General features: G+C 68.5%; 26 protein-coding genes and 2 tRNA genes. 17 read left to right on the top strand and 11 right to left on the bottom strand.

All coding sequences use genetic code 11. The features are described 5' to 3' along the window. Positions 1-192: 192 nt before the first annotated feature. Both FL625_RS18070 and FL625_RS07840 read left to right on the top strand, forming a co-directional pair. Positions 193-357, top strand: coding sequence for a glycosyltransferase family protein (locus FL625_RS18070; protein WP_160147750.1), 165 nt, complete (start codon positions 193-195; stop codon positions 355-357). 147 nt (positions 358-504) lie between these two features. Beyond that, entirely contained in the window at positions 505-774 is a 270-nt protein-coding gene (locus FL625_RS07840; protein ID WP_235019354.1) for a hypothetical protein, read from the top strand. Between the two features lie 127 nt (positions 775-901). Here FL625_RS07840 and FL625_RS07835 read toward each other — a convergent pair. Beyond that, positions 902-976: transfer RNA gene (locus tag FL625_RS07835), tRNA-Thr, on the bottom strand. A gap of 289 nt (positions 977-1,265) precedes the next feature. Between FL625_RS07835 and murA the strand changes: the two genes are divergently transcribed. From murA to FL625_RS07810, 5 genes are all read left to right on the top strand, one after another. Beyond that, positions 1,266-2,534 (top strand): UDP-N-acetylglucosamine 1-carboxyvinyltransferase, encoded by a 1,269-nt coding sequence (gene murA, locus FL625_RS07830; protein ID WP_149588097.1) that lies wholly within the window; start codon positions 1,266-1,268, stop codon positions 2,532-2,534. Then, on the top strand, positions 2,531-3,004 hold the full coding sequence (locus FL625_RS07825) for a DUF2948 family protein (RefSeq protein WP_149588096.1): 474 nt from the start codon (positions 2,531-2,533) through the stop codon (positions 3,002-3,004). The genes murA and FL625_RS07825 overlap by 4 nt, the downstream gene beginning before the upstream one ends. A 124-nt stretch (positions 3,005-3,128) precedes the next feature. Next, positions 3,129-4,430 (top strand): histidinol dehydrogenase, encoded by a 1,302-nt coding sequence (gene hisD, locus FL625_RS07820; protein ID WP_149588095.1) that lies wholly within the window; start codon positions 3,129-3,131, stop codon positions 4,428-4,430. Positions 4,431-4,501: 71 nt separating this feature from the next. Next, the gene (locus FL625_RS07815) at positions 4,502-4,981 is read left to right on the top strand and encodes a UPF0262 family protein (RefSeq protein ID WP_149588094.1); all 480 of its coding nucleotides are present in this window, start codon (positions 4,502-4,504) and stop codon (positions 4,979-4,981) included. A 4-nt stretch (positions 4,982-4,985) separates the two neighbouring features. Next, positions 4,986-5,447 carry an arsenate-mycothiol transferase ArsC gene (locus FL625_RS07810; RefSeq protein ID WP_268815766.1) on the top strand — a complete coding sequence of 154 codons (462 nt, stop codon included), beginning with the start codon at positions 4,986-4,988 and terminating at the stop codon, positions 5,445-5,447. A gap of 18 nt (positions 5,448-5,465) precedes the next feature. On the opposite strand, the gene FL625_RS07805 is transcribed toward FL625_RS07810, so the two are convergent. Continuing rightward, entirely contained in the window at positions 5,466-6,113 is a 648-nt protein-coding gene (locus FL625_RS07805) for a DUF2238 domain-containing protein (protein ID WP_149588093.1), read from the bottom strand. A 38-nt stretch (positions 6,114-6,151) separates the two neighbouring features. Here FL625_RS07805 and FL625_RS07800 point away from each other — a divergent pair, with 38 nt between their 5' ends. After that, a complete protein-coding gene (locus FL625_RS07800) occupies positions 6,152-6,856 on the top strand; it encodes an endonuclease/exonuclease/phosphatase family protein (RefSeq protein WP_149588092.1) in 705 nt (234 codons plus the stop codon). A gap of 115 nt (positions 6,857-6,971) precedes the next feature. Here the strand turns inward: FL625_RS07800 and ade are convergent, their stop codons facing one another. Next, a complete protein-coding gene (gene ade, locus FL625_RS07795) occupies positions 6,972-8,672 on the bottom strand; it encodes an adenine deaminase (RefSeq protein WP_149588091.1) in 1,701 nt (566 codons plus the stop codon). A 75-nt stretch (positions 8,673-8,747) separates the two neighbouring features. Between ade and FL625_RS07790 the strand changes: the two genes are divergently transcribed. After that, positions 8,748-9,668: a DMT family transporter gene (locus FL625_RS07790; protein ID WP_149588090.1), complete on the top strand. Its 921-nt coding sequence runs from the start codon at positions 8,748-8,750 to the stop codon at positions 9,666-9,668. Between the two features lie 78 nt (positions 9,669-9,746). Here the strand turns inward: FL625_RS07790 and FL625_RS07785 are convergent, their stop codons facing one another. After that, positions 9,747-10,865 carry an aromatic ring-hydroxylating oxygenase subunit alpha gene (locus FL625_RS07785; protein WP_149588089.1) on the bottom strand — a complete coding sequence of 373 codons (1,119 nt, stop codon included), beginning with the start codon at positions 10,863-10,865 and terminating at the stop codon, positions 9,747-9,749. Positions 10,866-10,918: 53 nt separating this feature from the next. Next, complete coding sequence (locus tag FL625_RS07780; protein WP_149588088.1) at positions 10,919-11,380, bottom strand: Lrp/AsnC family transcriptional regulator; 462 nt, start codon at positions 11,378-11,380, stop codon at positions 10,919-10,921. Positions 11,381-11,485: 105 nt separating this feature from the next. On the opposite strand from FL625_RS07780, the gene putA reads away from it, so the two are divergent. The 5 genes from putA to FL625_RS07755 all read left to right on the top strand — a co-directional run bounded on the left by putA (position 11,486) and on the right by FL625_RS07755 (position 17,852). Then, a complete protein-coding gene (putA, locus tag FL625_RS07775; RefSeq protein ID WP_149588087.1) occupies positions 11,486-14,935 on the top strand; it encodes a bifunctional proline dehydrogenase/L-glutamate gamma-semialdehyde dehydrogenase PutA in 3,450 nt (1,149 codons plus the stop codon). A gap of 31 nt (positions 14,936-14,966) precedes the next feature. Next, positions 14,967-15,707, top strand: coding sequence for a rhomboid family intramembrane serine protease (locus FL625_RS07770; protein ID WP_149588086.1), 741 nt, complete (start codon positions 14,967-14,969; stop codon positions 15,705-15,707). Positions 15,708-15,758: 51 nt separating this feature from the next. Then, entirely contained in the window at positions 15,759-16,448 is a 690-nt protein-coding gene (locus FL625_RS07765; RefSeq protein ID WP_149588085.1) for a DUF1194 domain-containing protein, read from the top strand. Between the two features lie 114 nt (positions 16,449-16,562). Beyond that, entirely contained in the window at positions 16,563-16,985 is a 423-nt protein-coding gene (locus tag FL625_RS07760; protein WP_149588084.1) for a L,D-transpeptidase, read from the top strand. Positions 16,986-17,066: 81 nt separating this feature from the next. Further along, positions 17,067-17,852: an inositol monophosphatase family protein gene (locus tag FL625_RS07755; RefSeq protein WP_149588083.1), complete on the top strand. Its 786-nt coding sequence runs from the start codon at positions 17,067-17,069 to the stop codon at positions 17,850-17,852. Positions 17,853-17,921: 69 nt separating this feature from the next. Here FL625_RS07755 and FL625_RS07750 read toward each other — a convergent pair whose 3' ends face one another. The 3 genes from FL625_RS07750 to FL625_RS07740 all read right to left on the bottom strand — a co-directional run bounded on the left by FL625_RS07750 (position 17,922) and on the right by FL625_RS07740 (position 19,866). Beyond that, positions 17,922-18,896: a GT-B fold glycosyltransferase domain-containing protein gene (locus FL625_RS07750; protein WP_149588082.1), complete on the bottom strand. Its 975-nt coding sequence runs from the start codon at positions 18,894-18,896 to the stop codon at positions 17,922-17,924. Next, a complete protein-coding gene (locus FL625_RS07745; protein WP_149588081.1) occupies positions 18,893-19,684 on the bottom strand; it encodes a dimethylarginine dimethylaminohydrolase family protein in 792 nt (263 codons plus the stop codon). The genes FL625_RS07750 and FL625_RS07745 overlap by 4 nt, the downstream gene beginning before the upstream one ends. Positions 19,685-19,782: 98 nt before the next feature. Beyond that, positions 19,783-19,866 (bottom strand) — tRNA-Tyr (locus FL625_RS07740). A 119-nt stretch (positions 19,867-19,985) separates the two neighbouring features. On the opposite strand from FL625_RS07740, the gene rlmB reads away from it, so the two are divergent. Together rlmB and FL625_RS07730 are read left to right on the top strand one after the other, a co-directional pair. Beyond that, entirely contained in the window at positions 19,986-20,774 is a 789-nt protein-coding gene (gene rlmB / locus FL625_RS07735; RefSeq protein ID WP_149588080.1) for a 23S rRNA (guanosine(2251)-2'-O)-methyltransferase RlmB, read from the top strand. Positions 20,775-20,942: 168 nt separating this feature from the next. Continuing rightward, entirely contained in the window at positions 20,943-21,359 is a 417-nt protein-coding gene (locus FL625_RS07730) for a CoA-binding protein (protein ID WP_149588079.1), read from the top strand. 48 nt (positions 21,360-21,407) lie between these two features. Here FL625_RS07730 and FL625_RS07725 read toward each other — a convergent pair whose 3' ends face one another. Together FL625_RS07725 and hisF are read right to left on the bottom strand one after the other, a co-directional pair. Next, entirely contained in the window at positions 21,408-21,713 is a 306-nt protein-coding gene (locus FL625_RS07725; RefSeq protein ID WP_149588078.1) for a phosphoribosyl-ATP diphosphatase, read from the bottom strand. A 7-nt stretch (positions 21,714-21,720) separates the two neighbouring features. Further along, entirely contained in the window at positions 21,721-22,482 is a 762-nt protein-coding gene (gene hisF, locus FL625_RS07720) for an imidazole glycerol phosphate synthase subunit HisF (protein ID WP_149588077.1), read from the bottom strand. A 71-nt stretch (positions 22,483-22,553) separates the two neighbouring features. On the opposite strand from hisF, the gene FL625_RS07715 reads away from it, so the two are divergent. Next, on the top strand, positions 22,554-23,513 hold the full coding sequence (locus tag FL625_RS07715) for a hypothetical protein (protein ID WP_149588076.1): 960 nt from the start codon (positions 22,554-22,556) through the stop codon (positions 23,511-23,513). Here the strand turns inward: FL625_RS07715 and hisA are convergent. Further along, the gene (gene hisA / locus FL625_RS07710; RefSeq protein ID WP_149588075.1) at positions 23,510-24,229 is read right to left on the bottom strand and encodes a 1-(5-phosphoribosyl)-5-[(5-phosphoribosylamino)methylideneamino]imidazole-4-carboxamide isomerase; all 720 of its coding nucleotides are present in this window, start codon (positions 24,227-24,229) and stop codon (positions 23,510-23,512) included. The genes FL625_RS07715 and hisA overlap by 4 nt on opposite strands. Positions 24,230-24,289 lie beyond the last annotated feature (60 nt).

Raw genomic sequence — 24,289 nt, 5'->3', positions numbered from 1 at the left:
GCTCCCTCCTTGCTTTGGTGTTGGTCCTGCCTCTAGGCCCGGTGTTTTCCCCGGTTTCCCACACTGACTATAGGGGCGGGCCTTGCATCTGGGGAAGGCATATAATCGCGGCCCAGAATATGGGGCCGGCACTGTGGCGGCTCGGACTCACGCCCGACTTGCCGCGGGCCGGGCTGGAAGCGCAGAGAAGGCATGAGCGCACCCCATGTCGCCCTCTGTGCCATCGTCCGGAACGAGATCCGGAGCCGCATCGAATGGCTGGCGCATTGGAAGGTGCTCGGGGTGTCCGAGGTGGTCATCTGCGACGATGCCAGCACGGACGGCACCACCGTTGTCCTGGCGCGGGCTCCGGGCTGATGCGCACCGAAACGCAGCGGCTATGCGGCATCCTTTGCGAGGCCGGATTCCGCTTTCCGGTCTGGCCATTCGTCCGGGATGGCTGAACGGCCATTCGGAAAATCGCTTCGCAACTGTCATGCTTGTGTTACGATTCCATGTATGCGGATGCGACTCGCCCTTCTTCTGTGCTGCGCGACGCCGGCCCTGGCGGAAAGCCCGATTGCCGAAGTGGTCTGCGTCCAGCGCGAGGAACTGGTTCGGAAACTGTCCGGTGCGTCGGTTTCCGGCTCGGGTCTGCGCGACACCGAGACGGTGCTGGAGGTCTGGACCCGCCCGTCGGGCGACTGGACGCTGGTGCAAAGCTATCCCGACGGGATGGCCTGCATCCTGGCAATGGGAGAGGCCTGGGAGGCGGTTGTGCCTCCACCCGCCTAGTATGACCTGCTGCCAAGGCGGGGCGATGCCGGACCTGCCCTTGGCGATGGCATCCCTGCATCAAACCATGCCCACAATCGACCCGGATCGTCGATCGCACATGACCCGTCGCCTTGAAGGGGATGGATGGTGCTGCAAGAGAGGATTGAACTCTCGACCTCTCCCTTACCAAGGGAGTGCTCTACCACTGAGCTACTGCAGCGCCGTTGGTGGCGGCGGGAATAGACGCAATCGAACCGGGGCGCAAGGGGGTTCGGGCGCGAAATCGGGGCCCTCTCTGGACCCACCGGCGACCTTGCGCTAGAAGGCATCCCCATGCGCAGCCCCTCGGACCCCCCGCAAGACGAAACGTCCCGGAAACCCGAGCGACCCGCCAGCCGGGAAGACCGGCTCAAGGCGGCGCTGAAGGCGAACATGGCGCGTCGGAAGGCACAGGCAAGGGCTCGGACCGCCGAAGACGCGGCCGACGATACCGAAAGGGACTAGGGCAGATGGATTCGATTCTGGTGCGCGGCAATGGGGCTCTGTCCGGGGCGATCCCGATCGCGGGGGCGAAGAATGCCTGCCTCACCCTGATGCCGGCAACGCTGTTGTCGGACGAACCCCTGACGCTGACCAACGCGCCGCGGCTGTCCGACATCCGCACCATGACGCAACTCCTCCAGTCGCTCGGCGCGGAAGTCGCCAGCCTGCAGGACGGCCTGGTGCTGGCCCTGTCTTCGCATTCGATCACCAACCTCAAGGCCGACTACGACATCGTGCGCAAGATGCGCGCCTCTATCCTCGTTCTTGGCCCGATGCTGGCGCGTTACGGTGCGGCGACCGTCTCGCTGCCCGGCGGCTGCGCCATTGGCGCGCGGCCGGTGGACCTGCACCTCAAGGCGCTGGAGGCGATGGGGGCGCACCTCGACCTGCGCGACGGCTATGTCCATGCCAAGGCCCCCGGCGGACGGCTGAAGGGCGCGGTGGTGGAGTTCCCCTTCGTCTCGGTCGGCGCCACGGAAAACGCGCTTATGGCGGCGACGCTGGCCAGGGGGACCACGGTCCTGAAGAACGCCGCGCGCGAGCCCGAGATCGTGGACCTCGCCCGCTGCCTGAAGAAGATGGGCGCGAAGATCGAGGGCGAGGGGACGTCCACCATCACCATCGAGGGCACCGACCGGCTGGGTGGAGCGACGCATCAGGTGGTGACGGACCGGATCGAGCTGGGGACCTACATGCTGGTCCCGGCGATCTGTGGCGGCGAGGTGGAATGTATCGGCGGCACGCTGGACCTGGTGGAAAGTTTCGCCGAAAAGCTGGACGCGGCGGGGGTTTCCGTGACGCAGACCAATCGCGGCCTGAAGGTTTCCCGCAAGAACGGGCGGGTGAAGGCGGTGAACGTCACGACCGAGCCGTTCCCCGGCTTCCCGACCGATCTTCAGGCGCAGATGATGGCGCTTCTCTGCACTGCGGACGGTGTGTCGGTGCTGGAGGAGAGGATCTTCGAGAACCGCTTCATGCACGCCCCCGAGCTGATGCGCATGGGGGCCAGGATCAACGTGCAGGGCGGGACGGCCACGGTCACCGGCGTCGAAAGGCTGCGGGGGGCGCCGGTGATGGCCACGGACCTGCGCGCCAGCGTGTCGCTGATCCTCGCGGGGCTTGCCGCCGAGGGGGAGACGGTCGTCAGCCGCGTCTACCACCTGGATCGGGGGTATGAGCGGGTGGAAGAGAAACTGCGCGCCTGCGGGGCGCATATCGAGCGTATCCAGGCATGACCGACGCCCGGTTCGAGGATGGCGGCGAGGCCCCGCTGCGGCTGGTGGCGCAGGATGCCGACGACCTGAAGGTCGTCTCGGCCCTGGTCCAGGACGCCGTCCTGCCGGTGACCGAGATCAGCTATGACGCACGGCGCCGGCGCTTTGCCGTTCTGCTCAACCGCTTCCGCTGGGAAGACCGCGAGGAGGCCGAGCGGCTCGGCCGTGCCTATGAACGGGTGCGTTCGTTGCTTGTGGTCGAGGATGTGCGAAAAGTGCAAAGCATGGGCTTTGATCGGGCAGACAAGGATCTTGTGTTGTCCGTTTTGTCCATGTCGTTCGAGCCGGGCGAGGACGGAACGGGGCGCGTTTCCATCGTGCTTGCCGGCGACGGGGCCATCGCGCTGGACGTGGAGGCGCTGGAGGTGCGGCTCGACGACGTGACGCGGCCCTACCGCGCGCCATCGGGCAAGGTTCCGCGCCACGACTGAGGCCGGGCGCAGATTCCTTCGAGGGAAGCTGCTGACGTCGTCCAGGACACTTGCCCCCGGGACGTCCGGCCTTGAGCCCGGCCTTCGCGCGCGCTATCTGACCCGCGACCAGCCGGAGGCCCCGATGCCCGTCTTCCTGACCACGACCGACCCGGACTTCGAGACCGCCTTCCAGAGCCTTCTCGGGCAGAAGCGCGAAGAGGCCGAGGATGTGGACGAGGCCGTCGCCGCGATCATCGCCGATGTCCGCAACCGGGGCGATCAGGCGGTGATCGACCTGACCGCCCGCTTCGATCGCCTGACGCTGACGCCGGGCTCCCTGGCCTTCTCCGGGGCCGAGATCGATGCCGAAATCGTCAGGGTCAGCCCCGAGGACCGGGCCGCCCTCGAACTGGCCGCCGAACGCATCCGCGCCTACCACGCGCGCCAGAAGCCGCTGGACGAAAGCTGGACCGACAGCGCGGGCGCCACCCTGGGCTGGCGCTGGACGCCGGTCTCGGCCGCGGGGCTCTATGTCCCCGGCGGTCTGGCCTCCTATCCTTCGTCGGTGCTGATGAACGCCATTCCGGCCAAGGTCGCCGGGGTGGAGCGGCTGGTGATCGCCTGCCCCACACCGGACGGCAAGGTGAACCCGCTCGTCCTTCTCGCCGCCCGCATCGCCGGGGTGGACCAGGTCTATCGGATCGGCGGCGCGCAGGCGATCGCGGCGCTGGCCTACGGGACCGAGACCATCGCCCCGGTGGACAAGATCACCGGCCCCGGCAATGCCTTCGTCGCCGCCGCCAAGCGCCGGGTGTTCGGCCGCGTCGGCATCGACATGATCGCGGGGCCTTCCGAGATCCTGGTCATCGCCGACCGGGACAACGATCCCGACTGGATCGCACTCGATCTTCTGTCCCAGGCCGAACACGACGAAAGCGCGCAGTCGATCCTGGTGACCGACAGCGCCGCCTTCGGGCGGTCCGTGGCCGAGGCCGTCGCGCGGCGCCTGGAAACCCTCGAACGCCGCGCCATCGCCGGGGCATCCTGGGCACGGCACGGCGCGGTGATCGTCACCCGCGACCTGGCCGAGGCCGCGGCGCTGTCGAACCGCGTCGCTCCCGAACATCTGGAACTCTGCGTGGCCGACCCCGAGGCGCTGGTCCGCGACATCACCCACGCCGGCGCGATCTTCCTCGGCGCCTACACGCCCGAGGCCATCGGCGACTACATCGGCGGGCCAAATCACGTCCTGCCCACCGCCCGCTCGGCCCGCTTCTCCTCGGGCCTCTCGGTGCTGGACTTCATGAAACGCACCACGCTGGCGAAGATGACACCCGCGGCGCTCAAGGCCATCGGCCCGGCGGCGGAACGGCTGGCGACCAGCGAAAGCCTGCAGGCGCATGGGCTGTCGGTGCGGGCGCGGCTCGACCGGCTGAACGGCTGACGCCCCGCCACCTTCTCGCTTGATCCGCCTGACCGGGTGGGGCATCACGGTCCGGTCGCAAGGAACCGCCCATGACCAACCGCATCTGCCAGATCGAGATCGACGAAAAGGGCCTCGCGCGCCCGACGCCCGAGATCGAACAGGAACGCCGCGTGGCGATCTACGATCTTCTCGAGGAAAACTCCTTCACCCCCGCCCGCCGCCCCGACCGCGAGATGCCCGAAGGCCCCTACCGCGTCCTCCTGGCGATCCGCGAGGGACGGCTGGTGTTCGACATCGCCACCGAAGCCGGCGAGAAGGCGGCCGAGTTCCACCTCTCGCTCGGCCCCTTCCGCCAGGTGGTGAAGGACTATTTCCAGATCTGCGAGTCCTACTTCGACGCGGTCAAGCGCCTGCCGCCCAGCCAGATCGAGGCGATCGACATGGCGCGGCGCGGCATCCACAACGAGGGTGCCGCGATCCTGCGCGAGCGGCTGGAGGGCAAGGCCGAGGTCGACACCGACACCGCGCGGCGCCTGTTCACCCTGATCTGCGTCCTGCACTGGGGCTGAGACCTTGGGCGACTTCCCCCAATCCGTCCTCTTCTGCTGCGACCACAATGCCGTCCGCTCGCCCATGGCGGAAGGGCTGATGAAGAAGCTCTACGGCCAGCGCGCCTATGTGCAGTCGGCCGGCGTCAAGAACGACATGGAGATCGACGGCTTTTCCGTCGCAGTCTGCAAGGAACTGGGGATCGAACTCAGCCGCCACCGCTCGCGCAGCTTCGAGGAGATGCAGGACTGGGGCGACGACCTGTCGCAATTCGATCTCATCATCGCGCTCAGCCCCGCCAGCCAGCGCATGGCGCTGGAACTGACGCGGTTCCATCACCTGGAGATCGAATACTGGCCGATCCTCGACCCCACGGGGCTGGGCGAGACGCGCGAGGCCAAACTGGCCGCCTACCGCCAGGCACGCGACCAGATCAAGGCGCGGATGCTGGAACGTTTCGGACCGCCGACGGAAGACCCTTCGTGACCCCGGCGGCCGCGCCGCCTAGCCGCCGTGCTTGCGGGCGAACAGCTTGCGGAACCGCGCCCGGTTGGTCTGGATGAACAGATCGAAGGGCGCGCCCAGCCGGCCGGCCCGGTCCAGCAGATAGATCACCCCCGCCACCGCCGCCAAGGCCGCGCCCAGCGTGTTGACGATGAAGTCGCCCATCGTGTCGGGCAGGCCCGACTTCATCATGTTGAAGCCGAACAACGTGTCCATCGCATATTCGAACAGCTCCCACAATGTGCCCACCGTGATCGCAAGGCAGAAGGACAGCGCCCCGATCGCCCAGGGCGGGGCGGCATAGCGGTCGCCCTCGAACAGCATGAAGACCAGAAGGAAGCCCAGGATGCCGAAGCCCATGGCCGAGCCGAAATGCAGCGCCAGATCCCACCACCAGAAGCGGTTGTAGAAATCGTAGACCTCGCCCAGATACAGCGTCGCCAGCACGAAGGCGGCGATGGCGGCCAGGAAACTCGGCGGCAGGCGCAGGCCGATGCGGCTGGCCAGAAGCCCGGGCAGGACCGTCAGCCCCAGTGCGGCCAGGGTGACGAAGGCCGCCGGCCAGACCCCGCGCAGCAGGGCGACTGCCGCCTCCAGCGCCAGGATCAGCCGGATCGCCGAAAGGACCAGGGTCGATGTGTTCGCCATTTCTCCCGCTCGGTTGGTGTGATGCCTATATTGGCGTCATGACTGCCGATTCAAAGCCCGTGCTGCGTCTTGCCTCGTGGAACATCCGCAAGGCCCTGGGCACCGATCTGCGCCGCGATGCCGACCGGGTCCTCGCGGGGATCGCTGCATTGGGGGCCGACATCGTGGCGCTGCAAGAGGCCGATCACCGTCTGGGTGACCGGCCCTCGGCCCTGCCGCGCGACCGCATCGTCGAGGTGACGGGGCTGGAACCCCTGCCCATCGGGCGCAATGCGGTCAGTCTCGGCTGGCACGGCAATGCGCTGCTGGCCCGGCCGGGGATACGGCTGTCGGGGCTTGAACATCTCGACCTGCCGGGGCTGGAACCGCGCGGCGCGGTGATCGCCGATCTGGACACGCCCGCGCCGCTTCGGGTGGTGGCGGTGCATCTCGGCCTGTTGCGGGTGGCACGGCGGCGGCAGCTCGATGCGATCAAGGCCGCGCTCGGCCGGCATGCGGCGCGGCCCACGGTGATCCTGGGCGATTTCAACGAACGCTCGCGCCGCGTGGGTCTGGGGCGGATCGCCACGCCCTTCGTGATCCTGCCGACCGCCCCAACCTATCCCTCGCGCCGGCCCTTCCTGCCGCTCGACCGGATCGTGCATTCGCCGGACCTCGAACTTCATCCCCTGCCGCCCGACCGGGCCGAGGGGCATCAGCCTTCGGATCACCTCCCGGTGCTGGCCGATCTGCGCTGGCTGTAACCCGAGGCGCCGACCGGCCGAAGTCTGGATGGAACATGCTTTCCAGAATCTTTACGTCCGCGAGCAAGATACTGGAATCGAAAGGTAATCCGGAAATGTCCACCGTGGACACTTTTCACGGGATCACCTCGAAGCGGTCCACATCGACCATGCCGTGATCGGTGATCTTGAGGTGCGGGATGACAGGCAGGGCCAGGAAAGCCAGTTGCAGGAAGGGTTCGTCCAGCGTCACCCCCAGCGACCGCGCCGCGGCGCGGAGGGCGACCAGATCCTCCCGCACCGCCTCGAAGCCTTTCAGGCTCATCAGCCCCGCCACGGGCAGGGGCAGCTCGGCCAGCACCCGGCCACCCTCCACCACGACGAAACCGCCCTCGATCTCGACCAGCCGGTTCGCGGCCAGCGCCATGTCGGCGTAGTCGGCCCCCACCACGGCGATGTTGTGGTGGTCGTGGCAGACGGTGGACCCGATCGCCCCCCTTTGCAGCCCGAAGCCCTTGACGAAGCCCGTCGCCCGGTTGCCGTTCACCCCGTGCCGCTCGATCACCGCGATCTTCACCAGGTCGCGGGCAGGGTCGGGCCGCTTGTCCCCGTCCTGCGGCGCGATGTCGAAACTCAGGTGTTCGGTGATGATCTTGCCCGGCAGGATGCCGATCACCGGCGTCTCCACCCGGTTGCCGCCGGTGCGGAAATGGGAAGCCTCGAGCCGCGCCGACGTGACCGAGTTCCGCGCCACCGGCTCGGTCATGGCCCGGGCGGCGAAGGCGGCGTCGTCGGCCACCACGCCCCCAGCCAGCACGAGGCTCGCGTGGCACCCCTCCAGGCTGTCGATCACCGCGATATCGGCGCGCTTGCCCGGCGCGATCAGGCCGCGGTCCTTCAGCCCGAAGGCCTCGGCCGCCGACAGGCTCGCCGCCCGGTAAACCGCCAGGGGCGGCGCCCCCAGCGCGATGGCCGTGCGGATCATGTAGTCCAGATGCCCGTGTTCCCCGATGTCGAGCGGGTTGCGGTCGTCGGTGCAGAAGGCAAGGTAGGGCGAGAAGCGTTCGGTCAGAAGGCCCGCCAGCGCGTGCAGGTCCTTCGACACCGACCCCTCGCGGATCAGCACCCGCATCCCCTTGCGCAGCTTCTCCAGCCCCTCGTCATGGCTGGTCGCCTCGTGTTCGGTCCTTATACCCGCGCTGATGTAGCCGTTCAGGTCGTTCCCGCGCAGGAGGGGCGCATGGCCGTCGATGTGGCGGCCCTGGAACGCCTCCAGCTTCTCCAGGCACTCCGGGTCCTTCATCAACACGCCGGGATAGTTCATGAACTCGGCCAACCCGATCACCTTCGGGTGGTCCTTGAACGGCACGAGGTCCGCCGCGACCAGCCGCGCCCCGGTCGTCTCCATATGGGTCGAGGGCACGCAGGACGACAGCTGCACCCGCAGGTCCATCACCAGTTGCGACGCGGACTCAAGGAAGTAGCGGATCCCCTTGATCCCGCAGACATTCGCGATCTCGTGCGGGTCGCAGATCGCCGTGGTCACGCCGCGAGGGGTCACGCAGCGGTCGAACTCGTGCGGGGTGACGAGGGAGCTTTCCACATGCAGGTGGGTGTCGATGAAGCCCGGCACGAGGACGCGGCCCGAGACGTCGATCTCCTTTCGCCCGGTGTAGCTTCCGAACACGCCGACGATGGTGTCGCCGCAGATCGCCACGTCGGTTTCCACCAGATCGCCGGTGATGAGGTCGAACACCCGGCCCCCCTTCAGCACGAGGTCGGCGGGCACCAGACCCCGGCCCTGGTCGATTCTGTCGGCAAGCGGCGCTTTCGGCATGGCATTCTCCTTCCCGATCAGGGAAGCTGAAAGCCGACGCGGCGTCTAGTGGCCGTGACCTGTGCGGACCCTTCCATGCGCCCCCTGCGCGGCATTGCCCTGAAACTGGCCTCGGTGATGGTGTTCATCGTCATGGCCTCGCTGATCAAGTCCACCGCCCAGCACATCCCGGCGGGGCAGGCGGTGTTCTTCCGGTCGTTTTTCGCGATTCCGGTCATCGTGGCCTGGCTCGCCTGGCGGAAGGAACTGACGACGGGGCTCAAGACCGTGCAGCCCCTCGGCCATGTCTGGCGCGGCGTGGTGGGGACGATGGCGATGGGGCTGGGCTTCGCCGGGCTGGGCTATCTGCCGCTGCCGGAAGTCACCGCCATTGGCTATGCCGCGCCGCTGCTGACGGTCATCTTCGCCGCGATGTTCCTGGGCGAGGAGGTGCGGGCCTTCCGCATCTCGGCCGTCATCCTGGGCATGATCGGCGTGCTGATCGTGCTGGCGCCTCGGCTGTCCATCGACCCGGGTGCGGCAGGGATAGCCGAGGCGCTGGGGGCGCTGCTGGTCCTGGGCGGCGCGGTCTTCGCGGCCCTGGCGCAGGTCTTCGTGCGCAAGCTCGTGATGACCGAGCAGACCTCGGCCATCGTCTTCTGGTTTTCGGTCACGGCTGCGGTGCTGTCACTGGTCACGCTGCCCTTCGGCTGGGTCTGGCCCACGGCCGGAGAGGCCGCGATCCTCGTCGGCGCGGGGCTCCTGGGCGGGTTGGGGCAGATCCTGCTGACCTCCAGCTACCGCGAGGCCGATGCCTCGCTGGTGGCGCCCTTCGACTATGCCTCGATGATCTTCGCGCTGGGGATCGGCTATTTCGTGTTCAGCGAGGTGCCTACCTGGCCGATGCTGGGCGGAGCGGCGCTGATCGTGACGGCGGGCATCCTCATCATCTGGCGCGAACGGAAGCTCGGCCTTGAACGGGCGCGGCAGCGCAAGGCGATGACGCCGCAGGGATAGCTTCCTCGTTCGACTGCGTCTCCTCGTCGGAGCGTCGCCTCGCGAGGAGAAGCCGAAGGCGCACGACGAGCCGTCCGGTCAGAGGCCCAGACGGTCCACCACCCAGAGGCCCATTGCCTGCACCATGTCGTCGCGCCACGAAAGCGGCCCCGGCCGGTAAAGCGCCGATCCCAGCGCGCGCTGCTGCTTTTCCAGGATGCCCAGGTCTTCCTTCGCGACCCGTTCCCAGCGGTCGTAATAGGGTTCGGCCCGGGCCTGGAAATCCGGCAAGGCCAGCCGGTCCTCGGGGAAGCAGCCGCCGACTTCCAAGAGCGTGCGGCTTTCGCTGACCGGGATCGTGTTCAGCCACCACAGGCAATCCTGCGCCACGGCGAACTGGACGGTGGGAAAGACCACGGTGAAATAGGTCCCCATCCGCGCGTCGTCGTCCAGTCCGTCGATGGGCGGGAAGGGCGGCTGGTCGGTGCCCAAGGTGGCGATGGACCGGCCCGAGATGACCTGAATGGCGATCCAGTTGCCTTTCGTCGCCGGGGACCGCGATTGCTGCGCCCCCACGGTGTCGCGGTGGACGATGCCGGTGTGATAGGTCTCGACCGCATTTTCCAGGATCAGCTTCCAGTTCGCGGCCACGTCCAGCGTCACCCGCCAGGTGCAGCGCATGGACCCCAGCTTGTGCGAGGCCATCCGGTCGGGAAAGTCGCCCAGGTGTTCGCGCAGGCTTGGCCCCTCGCGGGTGAACCGGGCGAAGACGAATCCCTCCCAATGGTCGAGGTCGAGCGCCACCAGCCCGTTTTCCACCTTGTCGAAGCCCTCGGCGTCCTTCATGTCCGGGCAGCCGTAGAGGCGGCCGTCGTTCAGATAGCTCCAGGCGTGGTAGGGGCAGGTGATGCGGCCGCCGACATTGCCCGACCCTTCCAGCAGGATCGAGCCGCGATGGCGGCAGTAGTTGGCGAAACAGCGCAGCAGCCCGTCATGGCCCCGGATCAGCACGATGGGCCCGCCGGGGCTGTCGAAGGCGCGGTAGTCGCCGGGGTTCGGCAGTTCTTCGGCGCGGCAGAGGAAGAACCAATGCTTGAGGAACACCCGCTCGCGTTCCGCCGCAAAGATCGCCGGGTCGGCGTAGAATCCCGCCGGCATCGACCGCGCGCGGTTCAGCGGTCGGGTGGCGGCTTCGATCTCGGCGCGGTCAAGGCTCATCGGGGTCTCCTTCGCGGCCAGACTGCGTGCGGGAGCCGAGTCGGGCAAGCCCGTCAGAACACTTCCTTCACCGCCTCCATCGCGACGTAGGTCGAGGTCGAGGCGACATGGGGCAAGGCCGAGATTACCTCGCCCAGGACGCGGCGATAGCTCTGGATATCGGCGGTGCGGACCTTGAGCAGGTAGTCGAAGGACGACGCCATCATGTGGCACTGTTCCACCTCGGGCACCGTCAGCACGGCCTTGTTGAAGGCGGTCAGCGCGGCCTCGCGCGTGTCGGACAGGCGCACCTCGACAAAGGCCACATGCGCCTGGCCCATCCTGATCGGGTCCAGGATCGCGCGGTAGCCGGTGATGATCCCGATCTCCTCCAGCCGCTTCATGCGCGCCTGGGTGGGCGATTTCGACAGGCCGATCCGGCGGGCGAGTTCGACGGCGGCGATGCGCCCCTCGGTCTGGAGGACCCGCAGGATCGCAAGGTCGAAACGGTCCAGATCGGCGCGGTCGTTTGGCATGCTCTTTTCCCGGTTTCAGCCCATATTCGGCTGCATATAGCACAATCTTCAGGAAAACAGCCCGCGAATTTCGCGATATGCTGGGCGGAAAGAAAGGTGCCTGCCATGAATACCATCACCGCCCCCGCCGCCTGGTCCGTCATCACCACCGGCGCGCTGACCGACGAGACCGCGCTGGTGCAGCGCCTGGTGGCCGAGGCCGCGCTGGACGCGCCGGCCCGAGCCGCCATCGTGGCGCAGGGGGCGGACCTGGTAAAGCGGATCCGGGCCAGTGCGCGGCCCGGTCTCATGGAGGTCTTCCTCGCCGAATACGGCCTTTCGACCGACGAGGGCATCGCGCTGATGTGCCTGGCCGAGGCGCTCCTCCGGGTGCCGGACGCCGAGACGATGGACGCGCTGATCGAGGACAAGATCGCACCCAGCGACTGGGGGCGGCATCTGGGCAAGTCGGCGTCCAGCCTCGTCAACGCCTCGACCTGGGCCCTGATGCTGACCGGCAAGGTGCTGGACGACCGCGAGGGTGGGATCGCGGGCGCGCTGCGGGGTGCGGTGCGGCGGCTAGGTGAGCCGGTGATCCGCACCGCCGTCTCCCGCGCGATGAAGGAGATGGGGCGGAACTTCGTCCTGGGCGAGACGATCGACAAGGCGATGGACCGCGCCGAGGAGCTGGAGGCCAAGGGCTATACCTACAGCTACGACATGCTGGGCGAGGCCGCGCGGACCGAGGCCGATGCGCGGCGCTATCACCTCGCTTATTCCAGCGCGATCACCGCCATCGCACGGGCCGCAAAGGGCAACGACATCCGCACCAACCCCGGCATCTCGGTCAAGCTCTCGGCACTCCACCCGCGTTACGAGGTCGCCAAGCATGACCGCGTGATGGAGGAGCTGGTGCCCCGCGTCCGGGCGCTGGCGACGCTGGCCAAGGCGGCGGGCCTTGGCTTCAACATCGACGCCGAGGAGGCCGACCGGCTGGCCCTGTCGCTGGAGGTGATCGAGGCCACGCTGTCGGACCCCGCGCTGAAGGGCTGGGACGGGTTCGGGGTGGTGGTGCAGGCCTATGGCCGCCGGGCGGGGGCGGTGATCGACTGGCTGCATGCGCTGGCCACAAGGCTGGACCGCAGGATCATGGTCCGCCTCGTCAAGGGCGCCTATTGGGACGCCGAGGTGAAGCGGGCGCAGGTCATGGGACTGGAAAGCTTCCCCGTGTTCACCCGCAAGCAGGCGACGGATGTCAGCTACATCTCCAATGCACGCAAGCTTCTGTCCCTGACCGACCGCATCTATCCCCAGTTCGCCACCCACAACGCCCATACCGTCGCGGCGATCCTGCACATCGCGGACCAGCAGGGCCTGACCCCGCTCGACTACGAATTCCAGCGCCTGCACGGGATGGGCGAACGCCTGCACGACATCGTGCTGACCGACCGGGGAACGCGCTGCCGCATCTATGCGCCGGTAGGGGCACATCGCGACCTTCTGGCCTACCTCGTCCGCCGCCTGCTGGAGAACGGGGCGAACTCCAGCTTCGTCAACCAGATCGTCGATGAAGACGTGCCGCCGGAAACCGTCGCCGCCTGCCCGCTGACGGCGGTGGAGGGACTGGCCGCGATCCCGAACCCGGCGCTGAAGACCGGGCCGCAGCTTTTCGGTGATCGGAAGAACAGCCGCGGCTGGGATCTCACCGATGCCGCCGATCTGGCCGCGATCGAGGCCGCCCGCGCCCCGCATGCCGAAGAGCGGCTCACTGCCGCGCCGCGCCTAGCGGGCCGGGTCGTGGGGGGGGCGCAACTTGCGGTCCTGAACCCGGCGACGGGCGCTCTGGTCGGCCATGTGACGACGGCGGGCCTGCCGGATGTGGACACCGCCCTGCGCCTGGCCGAGCCCTGGGCCGCCGCTGCGCCCGAGCGGGCGACGGTGCTGAACCGCGCGGCCGACCGGATGGAGGCCGATTTCGGCCGCATCTTCGCGGTCCTCGCGCGCGAGGCCGGAAAGACCCTGTCCGATGCCGTCGCCGAACTGCGCGAGGCGGTGGATTTCCTGCGCTATTACGCGACCCAGACCGCCCAGCCGCATCCCGCGCGGGGTGTCTTTGCCTGCATCAGCCCCTGGAACTTTCCGCTGGCGATCTTCTGCGGCCAGATCGGGGCGGCGCTGGCGGCGGGGAATGCGGTCCTGGCCAAGCCTGCCGAACAGACCCCGCTGATCGCCGGGATCGCCGTCGATCACCTGCTGGCGGCGGGGGTGCCCGCGACCGCCTTGCAGCTCCTCCCCGGGGACGGCGCCATCGGTGCGGCCATCACCCGCGACCCGCGGGTGAACGGCGTGGCCTTCACCGGCTCGACCGAGACGGCGCAGGCGATCCGGCGGTCGATGGCCGACCACCTTGACCCGACCGCGCCGCTGATCGCCGAAACCGGCGGCCTGAACGCGATGCTGGTGGATTCGACCGCGCTGCCGGAACAGGCGGTGCGCGACATCATCGCGTCGTCCTTCCAGTCGGCGGGCCAGCGGTGCAGCGCGCTCCGCTGCCTCTATGTGCAGGAGGACGTGGCCGAGACCGTCACGGAAATGCTCTTCGGCGCGATGGATGAACTGAGCCTCGGCGATCCCTGGCACCTTGCCACCGACATCGGCCCGGTGATCGACGCCGAGGCCCAGGCCGGCATCCGCGCCTATGTCGATGCCGCCCGCGCCGAGGGGCGGGTGCTGAAGGAGTTGAAGGCGCCGGGGCAGGGGACCTTCATCGCCCCCACCGTGCTGTCGGTCAACGGCATCCAGGACATGCCGCGCGAGATCTTCGGCCCGGTCCTGCACGTCGCCACCTTCAAGTCGGCCGAAATCGACCGGGTCATCGCCGCGATCAATGCCACGGGCTACGGCCTGACCTTCGGACTGCACAGCCGGATCGACGACCGCGTGCAGCACGTGGTGGACGGGATGCGGGTCGGCAACACCTATGTCAACCGCAACCAGATCGGCGCGGTGGTCGGCAGCCAGCCCTTCGGCGGCGAAGGGCTTTCGGGCACCGGGCCCAAGGCTGGCGGTCCTCACTACCTGGCGCGGTTCACCAGGGCCCCGACACCTGCGGCGACACCGGACGATGCGACCACCTCGGCCGGCGAGGTCGGCAAGGCGCTGGCCGCCCCCTGGCCCGTGCTTGCCCCGATCACCGAGGACATGCCGGGCCCCACGGGCGAGTCGAACCGGCTGACGCTGACCCCCCGGGCGCCGCTGGTCTGTCTGGGGCCGGGCCGGGCCGCCGCGCTGGCGCAGGCCGAGGCCGTGCGCAAGCTTGGCGGCCATGCCGTCGAAGCGCCCGGACTTGCCCCCGAGGCACTGACATCGCTGAAGGATTTCTCCGGCGCGCTGTGGTGGGGCGAGGCCGAGGCGGGCCGGGCCTATGCCCGGGCGCTTGCCGCGCGACCGGGCCCGATCCTGCCGCTGATCGGCGCCCCCGACGCGGGCCATACGCATCTGGAGCGGCATCTGTGCATCGACACCACGGCCTCGGGCGGCAACGCCCAGCTTCTGGCCGCCGTGGCCGACGCTTGACGCACCTTCGCGGATCGGAAAGGCTGCGCCCATGTTTCCGATCCGCGATCACAATCCCTCGGGGAAGACCCCTTATGTCACCTTCGCGCTGATCGTGATCAACGTGCTGGTTTTCCTCGGCTACGTCTCGATGGATGACTGGGATCTGCAACGGTTCTTCATGACCTGGGGCCTGGTCCCGGCGCGCTTCACCTCGGGCGCGGGGCTGGAAACGCTGTTCACCTCGATGTTCCTGCACGGTGGTTTCCTGCATCTGGGCGGCAACATGCTGTTCCTCTGGATCTACGGCGACAACCTGGAAGAAGAGATGGGCCACACAGGCTTTCTGGTCTTCTACCTCGCCTGCGGCGCCGCGGCGGGGCTGGCGCAGGCACTGCCCGATCCCGCATCGCCGATCCCGATGGTCGGGGCCTCGGGGGCGATTGCCGGTGTGATGGGTGGCTATCTTCTGATGTTCCCGCGGGCGAAGGTCGATGTGCTGTTCATCTTCATCATCTTCTTCCGCATCTTCGCGATCCCGGCCTGGGTCGTGCTGGGCCTGTGGCTGGCGATCCAGATCTTTTCCGGCGTCTCGACCCCTTCGGATGTCGGTGGCGTGGCCTACTGGGCGCATGTCGGCGGCTTCGTCGCGGGGCTGGTGCTGACCCTGCCGGCCTGGCTGCGGCGCGGGGGGCAGGGCTACTGGCAAAGGACGGAAGGCCATCCCCCGCATCCCGAGACCCATTTCGAGGCCTCACGGTCGAACGTTCCGCTGATCCGCCGTCGGCGCTGATGCCCTAGGCGTATCGCCCGTCCTGGCCTAGGATCGCCGGCGGAGGCCCCGATGCTTCGTCTTGCGGTTCTTGCCCTCTGCCTTGCCGCGCCCGCTCGCGCCGAGTGTCGGCTTGCGCTGGCCCTTGCGGTCGATGTCTCGCGCTCGATCGACGCGCAGGACTATGTCATCCAGACCGAGGGGCTGGCCGGGGCGCTGTCCGATCCCGAAGTGCGCCGTGCGATCCTCGGTCCCGAAGGCCGCGTCGCGCTGGCCATCTACCACTGGTCGGGCCGCGGGGCACAGGATCTGGTTCAGCCCTGGGTCATGCTCGACAGCCCCGAGGCGCTGGACGGCGTGATCTGGACCCTGCGCCGCACCCCGCGCCCCGAGGCGCGGCTGGCGACCGCGCTGGGCGACGCGCTGCGCTATGGCCGCGCGCTGATGGAGAGCGCGCCCGACTGCGAAAGGCGGGTCATCGACGTGGCCGGGGACGGGCAGAACAACGAGGGCATCTCGGTCGCGCGGACTTACGAGCGCGAGGATTTCACCGGCATCACCGTCAACGGTCTGGCAGTGGGCGAACACGAGGCGGGCCTTCTGGACTACTACCGGAGCCAGGTTATCCGCGGCCCCGGCGCCTTCGTCGAAAGCGCGCCGCGGCAGACCGACTACCCGGCCGCGATCCGCCGCAAGCTTCTGCGCGAGCTTCGGGGCCCCGAGATCGGCGCGCTTGAAACAGCGATCCAGGACGCCGGTTGACCCAAACCCGCCACAATCCCGGGAATCCGGACCGGATTTTTGCCGGTTTTTCATTGACTAATGTGCAGGAGCGGGAATCCTGCCCGTGATTGGTCGATATATTCGGAGGTTTCCATGCGCCGCCATTTTGCCGCGCTTGCCGTGATACTGGCCCTCATGCCGGGCCATGCCCTTGCGGAACGGGTTCTGGCCCGGGTCTCGATTTCCTCGCAGACCATGAAGGTCTATCACGAGGGCCGGCTGCTTTACACCTGGCCGGTCTCGACCGCGAAGCCGGGCAAGATCACTCCGACCGGCACCTTCGCGCCCGAATTCCTGTCGAAGAACCACCGCTCGCGCCGCTACAACAACGCGCCGATGCCCTTTGCGATCTTCTACGACGGTCACTACGCGATCCATGGCACCGACCAGATCAAGAAGCTGGGCGCCCCGGCCAGCCGCGGCTGCGTGCGGCTGCATCCCGACAACGCCAAGATCCTGTTCAACATGGTCAAGGCCGAAGGGATGGAGAACATGCGGGTGGTGATCGTCCAGTAGCAAGCTTAGGCCGGCCGCCCCCTTTCTTTCCCGCCCCCGACCCGCTATAGCGCCGGGCTTGAAAAGCTGCGGGAGCGGATGATGCAGGGCTCGGCCAACCTCAACCTGATGATCAAGGCGGCACGCAAGGCGGGGCGCAGCCTGGTCAAGGATTTCCGCGAGGTCGAGAACCTTCAGGTCTCGACCAAGGGGCCGGGCGACTTCGTGTCGAAAGCGGACCGCGAGGCGGAGCGGCTGATCAAGGAGGAACTCCTTGGCGGGCGGCCAACCTATGGCTGGCTGGGCGAGGAAACCGGCGGCGCGGCCGGGGCCGACCCGACCCGGCGCTGGATCGTCGATCCGCTGGACGGGACGACGAACTTCCTGCACGGGATGCCGCACTGGGCGGTGTCGATCGCGCTGGAGCACAAGGGCGAGATCGTGTCGGCGGTGGTCTATGACCCGGCCAAGGACGAGATGTTCTGGGCCGAGAAGGGCGCGGGCTGCTGGCTGAACGACAACCGCCGCCTGCGGGTCTCGGGCCGCCGCGCGATGCACGAGGCGGTGTTCGCGACCGGCGTGCCCTTCGGTGCAAAATCGACGCTGCCCGCGATGCTGAAGGATCTGGGCCGGCTGATGCCCGCCTGCGCCGGGGTGCGGCGCTGGGGGGCGGCGGCGCTGGACCTCGCCTATGTCGCCGCCGGCCGCTTCGACGGCTACTGGGAGCGCGAGCTGTCCGCCTGGGACGTGGCGGCGGGCGTGCTTCTGGTCAAGGAAGCCGGCGGTCTGGTCGAAGGTCTGCGCGAGGGGACCGATCCGCTGGACGGCGCGCTGATCGCGGCGAACGACGCGCTGTTCAAGCCGCTGGCCGACACGCTGCGCGCCTGACGGCAGCGCGTTCCCTCCTCGTGCGCCTGCGGCCTCTCGTCGGGGCTTTCCGGCCGCGCCTCCGTCGGGTCAACGGATCCAGAGCCCCTCGCGCTTCAGCCGGTTGCGCATCATCTGCTCGCGCCGGGGCAGGTCGTCCCTGTCGAACAGCGCCCGTGCCATTGCCCCCTCGCCCTGGATGACCATCCGCTTGAACGCCCCCCAGTGCCGCAGCACCGGGCGCAGGGCGGAATCGGCGGCGATCGCCTCCAGCACCTCGACCGCCCGGTCCGCCTCGCGCGCGTAGAGCAGCGGCAGGGTGCGGTAATGGCAGGTGGCTGTGCCGTCGAGCGCCGCCAGCTCCGGCCCTGGCCGCCCGCCGCCGAAGGAATGGATCACCAGCGGCAGGGCGATCTGGTCGAGCCAGGGGTAAAGCTCCTGGCAGACCAGCTCCTCGGGCGGGGCATCGCGGATCTCGCGCGCCCAGGCGAGGAAGCGGTTGCCAAAGGCGCGGGGGCTTTCGTGGAAGAACCAGCCCGCGTTGAAGTAGAGGAAGCGCTGCCAGTAGTCCTCGGGCCAGCTGCGGTCGAGGCTGGTCTCGAACTCCAGCCCGAAGCGGTCGTACAGGGATTTCCAGGTCCGGGTCGGCGTAGGGCCGTAAAGTTCCACCTTCGGCCAGGTGTTCTCGCGCCGCATCGAGGCGGAGGGCCTGGCAAAATCGAACGGGATCGCACTGACCGGCCCGGTCACCAGCGTGTCGGTGTCGAGGAACAGGAAGGGCGCGTCCGGCAGGGCGGCCAGGGCCTCGATCTTGTTGCCGTGCGGGTAGTCGGATCCGAAGACACGCGTCTCGAAGGGCAGGATCACGGCGCCAAGCCCGGTCAGCACGCGGCGCGTCCGGTCCGACATCCGTGGATCCTCGGCCCATTTCGGCCCCGGTTGCGGCTCGGCGATGTAGAGCGTGCCCGGAAAGTCCGGGTCGGACAGGCGCAGCGAGGCCGCCAGCAGAATTGCCTCGTGTTCCAGCCGCCCGGCCTGCGCGATGGCGAGGATGTTGAAGCTCATGCGGGCGTGAAGCGCAGGGAGAGGCAGGACATGCCGCCGTCCAGCTTTGCGCATTCCGAATTGCCGATCTCGCGGACCTGGTAGCCCGCCGCATCCAGGAGATCCCGGGTCCGGGGGAAGCCCGCCGGCATCAGCACCAGGTCGTTGAAGCGGATGGTGTTGGCGGCAGCCTCCTCGCCCTCGGGCACGTCGATGATCCGGTAACCGGCGAAACAGCCCGAGGCCGAAAGTCGCGTCGTGGACAGGATCGTCTCTGCGTCGAGAAGCGAGCAGTCGGTCTTGAAGTGCAGGATGCCCGGCGGCGTGTGGACCTCGCGCACCTTATGGCCCCAGGGGGCGACAAGGCGGGCGAGTTCGGCGATGCCGGCGGCATTGGTGCGGGCCGAGCGGCCGACGAGAATCTCGCGCTCGGTCACCAGGATGTCGCCGCCCTCGATGAAACTCTCGGGGCCGGTGATCGCCATAACCTCGCGATAAAGCGCGGCGAGATTCGGCGCCATCTCGGCGGCCTCGCCCAGGCGCGAGGGCGCTCCGGGGCGCATGACGACGGCGCCTTCCGGCAGGCAGAGCGCAGTGTCCTCGACGAACACGCTGTCGGGGAAGGCGTCAAGCGGCGGAAGCTCCACGACGGTCGCGCCCGTCTCGCGCAGGGCCGCGACATAGGCGGCGTGGTGGTCCAGCATCCGCGTCAGGTCCGGGCTGCCGGTATCGACAGCGCGCAGGCCCCGGATGATCGAGGCCGCCGGGCGGCGGGTGATGGCATGGGTAAAGCGGATGGAGGCGGACATGGCGGGGCCGAAGGATGCACCTCGGGTGTCGCATCCCGCGCCGGGCTGCGCAAGAGGATACGACCGGGGCGGGTGCATGCGGAACATGTGTAGGAGAATGGTGGGCGACCCTGGAATCGAACCAGGCATGGGTCGCCCCGGGGGAGTTACAGTCCCCTGCCGCACCTTGCAGCTCGTCGCCCGCCGGGGGTCCGTCTACTCAAGGGTGCGGGGGGCGTCAAGGGTGAAGGGGCAAGATTTCGGCTTGCATCGGAGGCCGGGGCCGCGCAATGGTCCGGGCTGGTTTTCGAGGGATGCGCAGATGGCGGCTGGCGGAAAGAAACCGGCCTGGGTGGTGGAGAAGGAGCGCGGCGAGCGGCGCGAGGCGCGGGAAACCGTCTGGCTGTTCGGCCTGCACGCGGTGCGCGATGCGCTGATGAATCCGCGGCGCGAAAAGCTGCGGCTGGTGGTCACTAAGAACGCGCTGGACAAGCTGGAGGCGGCGGTTGCGGCCTCGGGCATGGTGCCTGAGGTGGTGGAACCGCGCCGGTTCAACGTGCCGATCGACGAGGGCTCGGTCCACCAGGGCGCGGCGGTCGAGGTGCGCCCGCTGAACTGGGGCAAGTTCACAGATGTCTGCGCGACCGGCGAGGGCCTGCCGCTGGTCATCCTGCTGGACCGAGTAACCGACCCGCACAACGTGGGGGCCATCCTGCGATCGGCCGAGGTGTTCGGGGCCCGCGCCGTCATCGCCCCGAAGCATCACTCGGCGCCGGAAACCGGGGCGCTGGCCAAGACGGCAAGCGGCGCGCTGGAGCGGCAGCCCTATCTGAAGGTCACCAATCTCGCCGAGGCCATGCAGGCCTTGAAGGACATGGGCTTCACGCTGATCGGTCTGGACGGCCAGGCGCCGGTCACCCTGGCCGATGCGGTGGCGGATGTGGGCGGGCGGCCGATCGGGCTGGTGCTGGGCGCAGAGGGTCCGGGCCTTCGGGAAAAGACGCGCGAGACCTGCGACGTGCTGGCGCGGATCCCCTTTGCCGGGACCTTCGGCAGCCTCAACGTGTCCAACGCGGCCGCAGTGTCGCTGTACGCCGCGACACGGCCATGACGTCTTCCCCGTTCACGTCTTTGCGACAGGTCTTCAAGGTCGCATTCAGCTTTCTAAATGACATTGAAGAGGCACGGGACCGGAACCCCGTACTTCTCTTCACTGTCCCTCGTTCCGCGACTTGGCGCCTGAGGTTCCCTCGGGCGCCTTTTTCCTGCCGGAGGTGCCATGCCCAGCGATGCCGACATTCGTGACATCCTGACTTCGGTCAAGACCATCGCCCTGGTGGGCTGGTCGCCCAAGCCCGACCGCCCCAGTCACCGGGTGGCCGAGTTCCTGAAACACAAGGGCTATCGCGTGATCCCGGTGAACCCCGGACAGGCGGGGCAGCAGGCACTGGGCGAAACGGTGGTGGCCACGCTGGCCGAGGCGGCCGCGGTCGCGCCCATCGACATGGTCGACATCTTCCGCCGCAGCGAGGAAGCCGGTGCGGTGGCGGACGAGGCGGTGCGCATCGGCGCCAAGGTGGTCTGGATGCAGATCGGAGTGGTCGACGAGGCCGCGGCCTCGCGCGCCCGCAATGCCGGCCTGCGGGTGGTGATGAACCGCTGCCCGGCCATCGAGATTCCGCACCTCGGGATTTGACAGCCCGGTCCGCTGGTCATCGGTCGGGCTTTGCTGCTCGCCTGCGGATCAGCGCCCGGCCTTCTCGGCGATGCCCGAGGTGCCCTCGCGGCGCTCCAGCTCTTTCACAACGTCTTGCAGCGTCACATCGCGGGCGGCGAGCATGACGAGCAGGTGGTAAATGACATCCGCGGCTTCGGAGGTCAGTCGCGCCCGGTCACCCTTCACCGCCTCGATGATGGCTTCCACCGCTTCCTCGCCGAACTTCTCGGCACATTTTTCGGGTCCCTTGGCAAGAAGCTTTGCGGTCCATGAAGTTTCCGGGTCGGCCCCCTTTCGGGCGGCGATGGTGGAGGCGAGGCGTTCGAGGGTCATCTGAGCCTCACGAAAGGCGGACAGGGATGCCGGCGGCGGCCATGTGGGCCTTGGCCTGGCCGATGGTGAAGGTGCCGAAATGGAAGATCGAGGCGGCGAGGACGGCGGAGGCGTGGCCCTCGGTGATGCCCTCGACGAGGTGGTCCAGCGTGCCGACGCCCCCGCTGGCGATGACGGGAATGTCCACCGCATCGGCGATGGCGCGGGTCAGGGTGATGTTGAAGCCCGCCCGGGTGCCGTCGCGGTCCATCGAGGTCAGGAGGATCTCGCCCGCCCCCTTGGCGGCGACGGTGCGGGCGAACTCGACAGCGTCGATACCCGTCGAGCGGCGGCCGCCGTGGGTGAAGACTTCCCACCGGCCCGGCGTGACCGTCTTGGCGTCGATGGCGACGACGATACACTGGCTGCCGAAGCGGTCGGCGGCCTCGGCGACTACATCGGGGCGGGCCACGGCAGCGGAGTTGAAGCTGACCTTGTCGGCCCCGGCCAGGAGCAGCTTGCGCACGTCCTCGGGCGTCCGCACGCCGCCGCCGACCGTGAGGGGCATGAAGCACTGTTCGGCCGTCCGGGTCACGAGGTCGTACATCGTCGCCCGGTTGTCCTCGGTCGCCATGATGTCGAGAAAGCAGAGCTCGTCCGCCCCGGCGGCATCGTAGGCCTTGGCGGCCTCGACCGGGTCGCCGGCATCGACCAGATCGACGAAGTTCACGCCCTTCACCACGCGACCGTCGGCCACGTCGAGGCAGGGGATGATGCGGGTCTTGAGCATGGTCGCCTTCGGCCTGTGCGGGACGTGCGGGCGTGATACACTCGCGCGAACTCCAAGCGCAAGGAGTGGACGTGTCCGGCACCTGGCAATATGCCCTTGCAGCCATCGCAATCGGCGCCATCGGCTATCTCGGGTCCGAGGCCCTGTTCTGGGCCTATCCGCCCGAGGGTATCACCCTGGCCGCCTGGGCAAGCACGGTTGTCGCCTACGCTCTGGCTGGGGCTTGCGCCTTGTCGGCGGTGATCTGGAGCGGCCTTGTCGGTTGGCGGGCGCTGTTTCTGGGCGGGGCGGTGATGGGCTTCGTGGTCGAGGGGGTCATCGTGGCAACGATGTATGATGCCTTCCCGTTCCAGCTGGTCTGGACCCCACTTGCCTGGCATGCGCTGGTGACCGGTCTGGCCGTGAGCGGGCTGCATCTGAGCGCGATGCAGACGGGGTGGGCAAGGCACCTGCTCGCACTGCTGGCTCTGGGGGCTGCGGGAGGCCTCCTTGCGGGATACTGGCCGATGGAGCGGCCGGTCTTGCCCTCGACGCGGGAGATCCTGGTCTACCAGATCGGCTCGGGTGGCGTGGCGGTTCTCGGGTTCGTCATCCTGGGCCGGATGGGCAGCCTGCGTCGCCCGCCGGCGGTCGTCCTCGCCCTGGTTCCCGCGCTGGCCGCAGTGCTCTGGATCATCCAGGGGATTGCGGATCCGCGTCCGCAGCGGCTTGCCTTTCCGCTCATGCTGGGGGCGACCCTCTGGGCCATGCGGCGGCTGGGCAGGGCCGGAAATCTGCCAGCCTTCCCGCAGGCCGGGCTGGCGCGACAGTCCGTGTTCCTGCTGGCCCCGCTGCTGACGGCGCTTGCGGCGGCCTTCCTCTGGCGCGGCACCGGAGGCCATGCCGCAAACATCGTCGCCGCCCTGTCGCTCGGGCCGGCAGGGCTGGCGCTATGGCTATGGCTGTTGTTGAAAGCCATCGCGGCCGGCGCGGCCGCTTCGGCCGACCGGCATGGTCAGGCAGACGGCGACCATCCGCAACACCCCGCCTAACCTCCGAGTGTGCGCAGCGCCTGGGCCAGGTCGATCGCCCCGTCATAGAGCGCGCGGCCCGAAATGGCGCCGGCGATCACGCCGGTGTCGCGCAGCGCGATGAGGTCCTGCATCCGGCTGACGCCTCCGCTGGCGATGACCGGGATCGACACCGCCCGTGCGAGCGCCTCGGTCGCCTCGACGTTCGGGCCCTGCATCGCGCCGTCGCGGTCGATGTCGGTGTAGATGATCGCGGCCACGCCCGCATCCTCGAAGCTGCGGGCAAGGTCGGTGGCCATGACGTCGGTCTCGATCGCCCAGCCCTTGGTGGCGACGCGGCCCTTGCGGGCGTCGATACCGACGGCGACCCGGCCGGGGAAGGCGCGGGCGGCCTCACGCACGAGCGCGGGGTTTTCCACGGCCACGGTGCCGAGGATGACGCGGGCGAGGCCCTTGTCCAGCCACAGCTCGATGGTGGCCATGTCGCGGATGCCGCCGCCAAGCTGGCAGGGCACGCTGACGGCGGCGAGGATCGCCTCGACGGCAGCCGCGTTCACCGGTCGGCCGGCGAAGGCGCCGTTCAGGTCCACAAGGTGCAGCCATTCGCAGCCGGCGGCCTCGAACTTCAGCGCCTGGGCGGCGGGGTCATCGCCGAAGACGGTGGCGGCCTCCATCTCTCCGCGCAGGAGGCGGACGCATTGGCCGTCCTTCAGGTCGATGGCGGGGTAGAGGATCATGGGCGGCTCCATCGCTGGTCGGCGGGTCTTTGGCACGGGGCGGGCCGAATGAAAAGGCAG

The sequence above is a fragment of the Tabrizicola flagellatus genome, assembly GCF_008271465.1.
GTDB lineage: Bacteria > Pseudomonadota > Alphaproteobacteria > Rhodobacterales > Rhodobacteraceae > Tabrizicola > Tabrizicola flagellata.
This window is presented reverse-complemented; position numbering and strand designations above follow the sequence as displayed.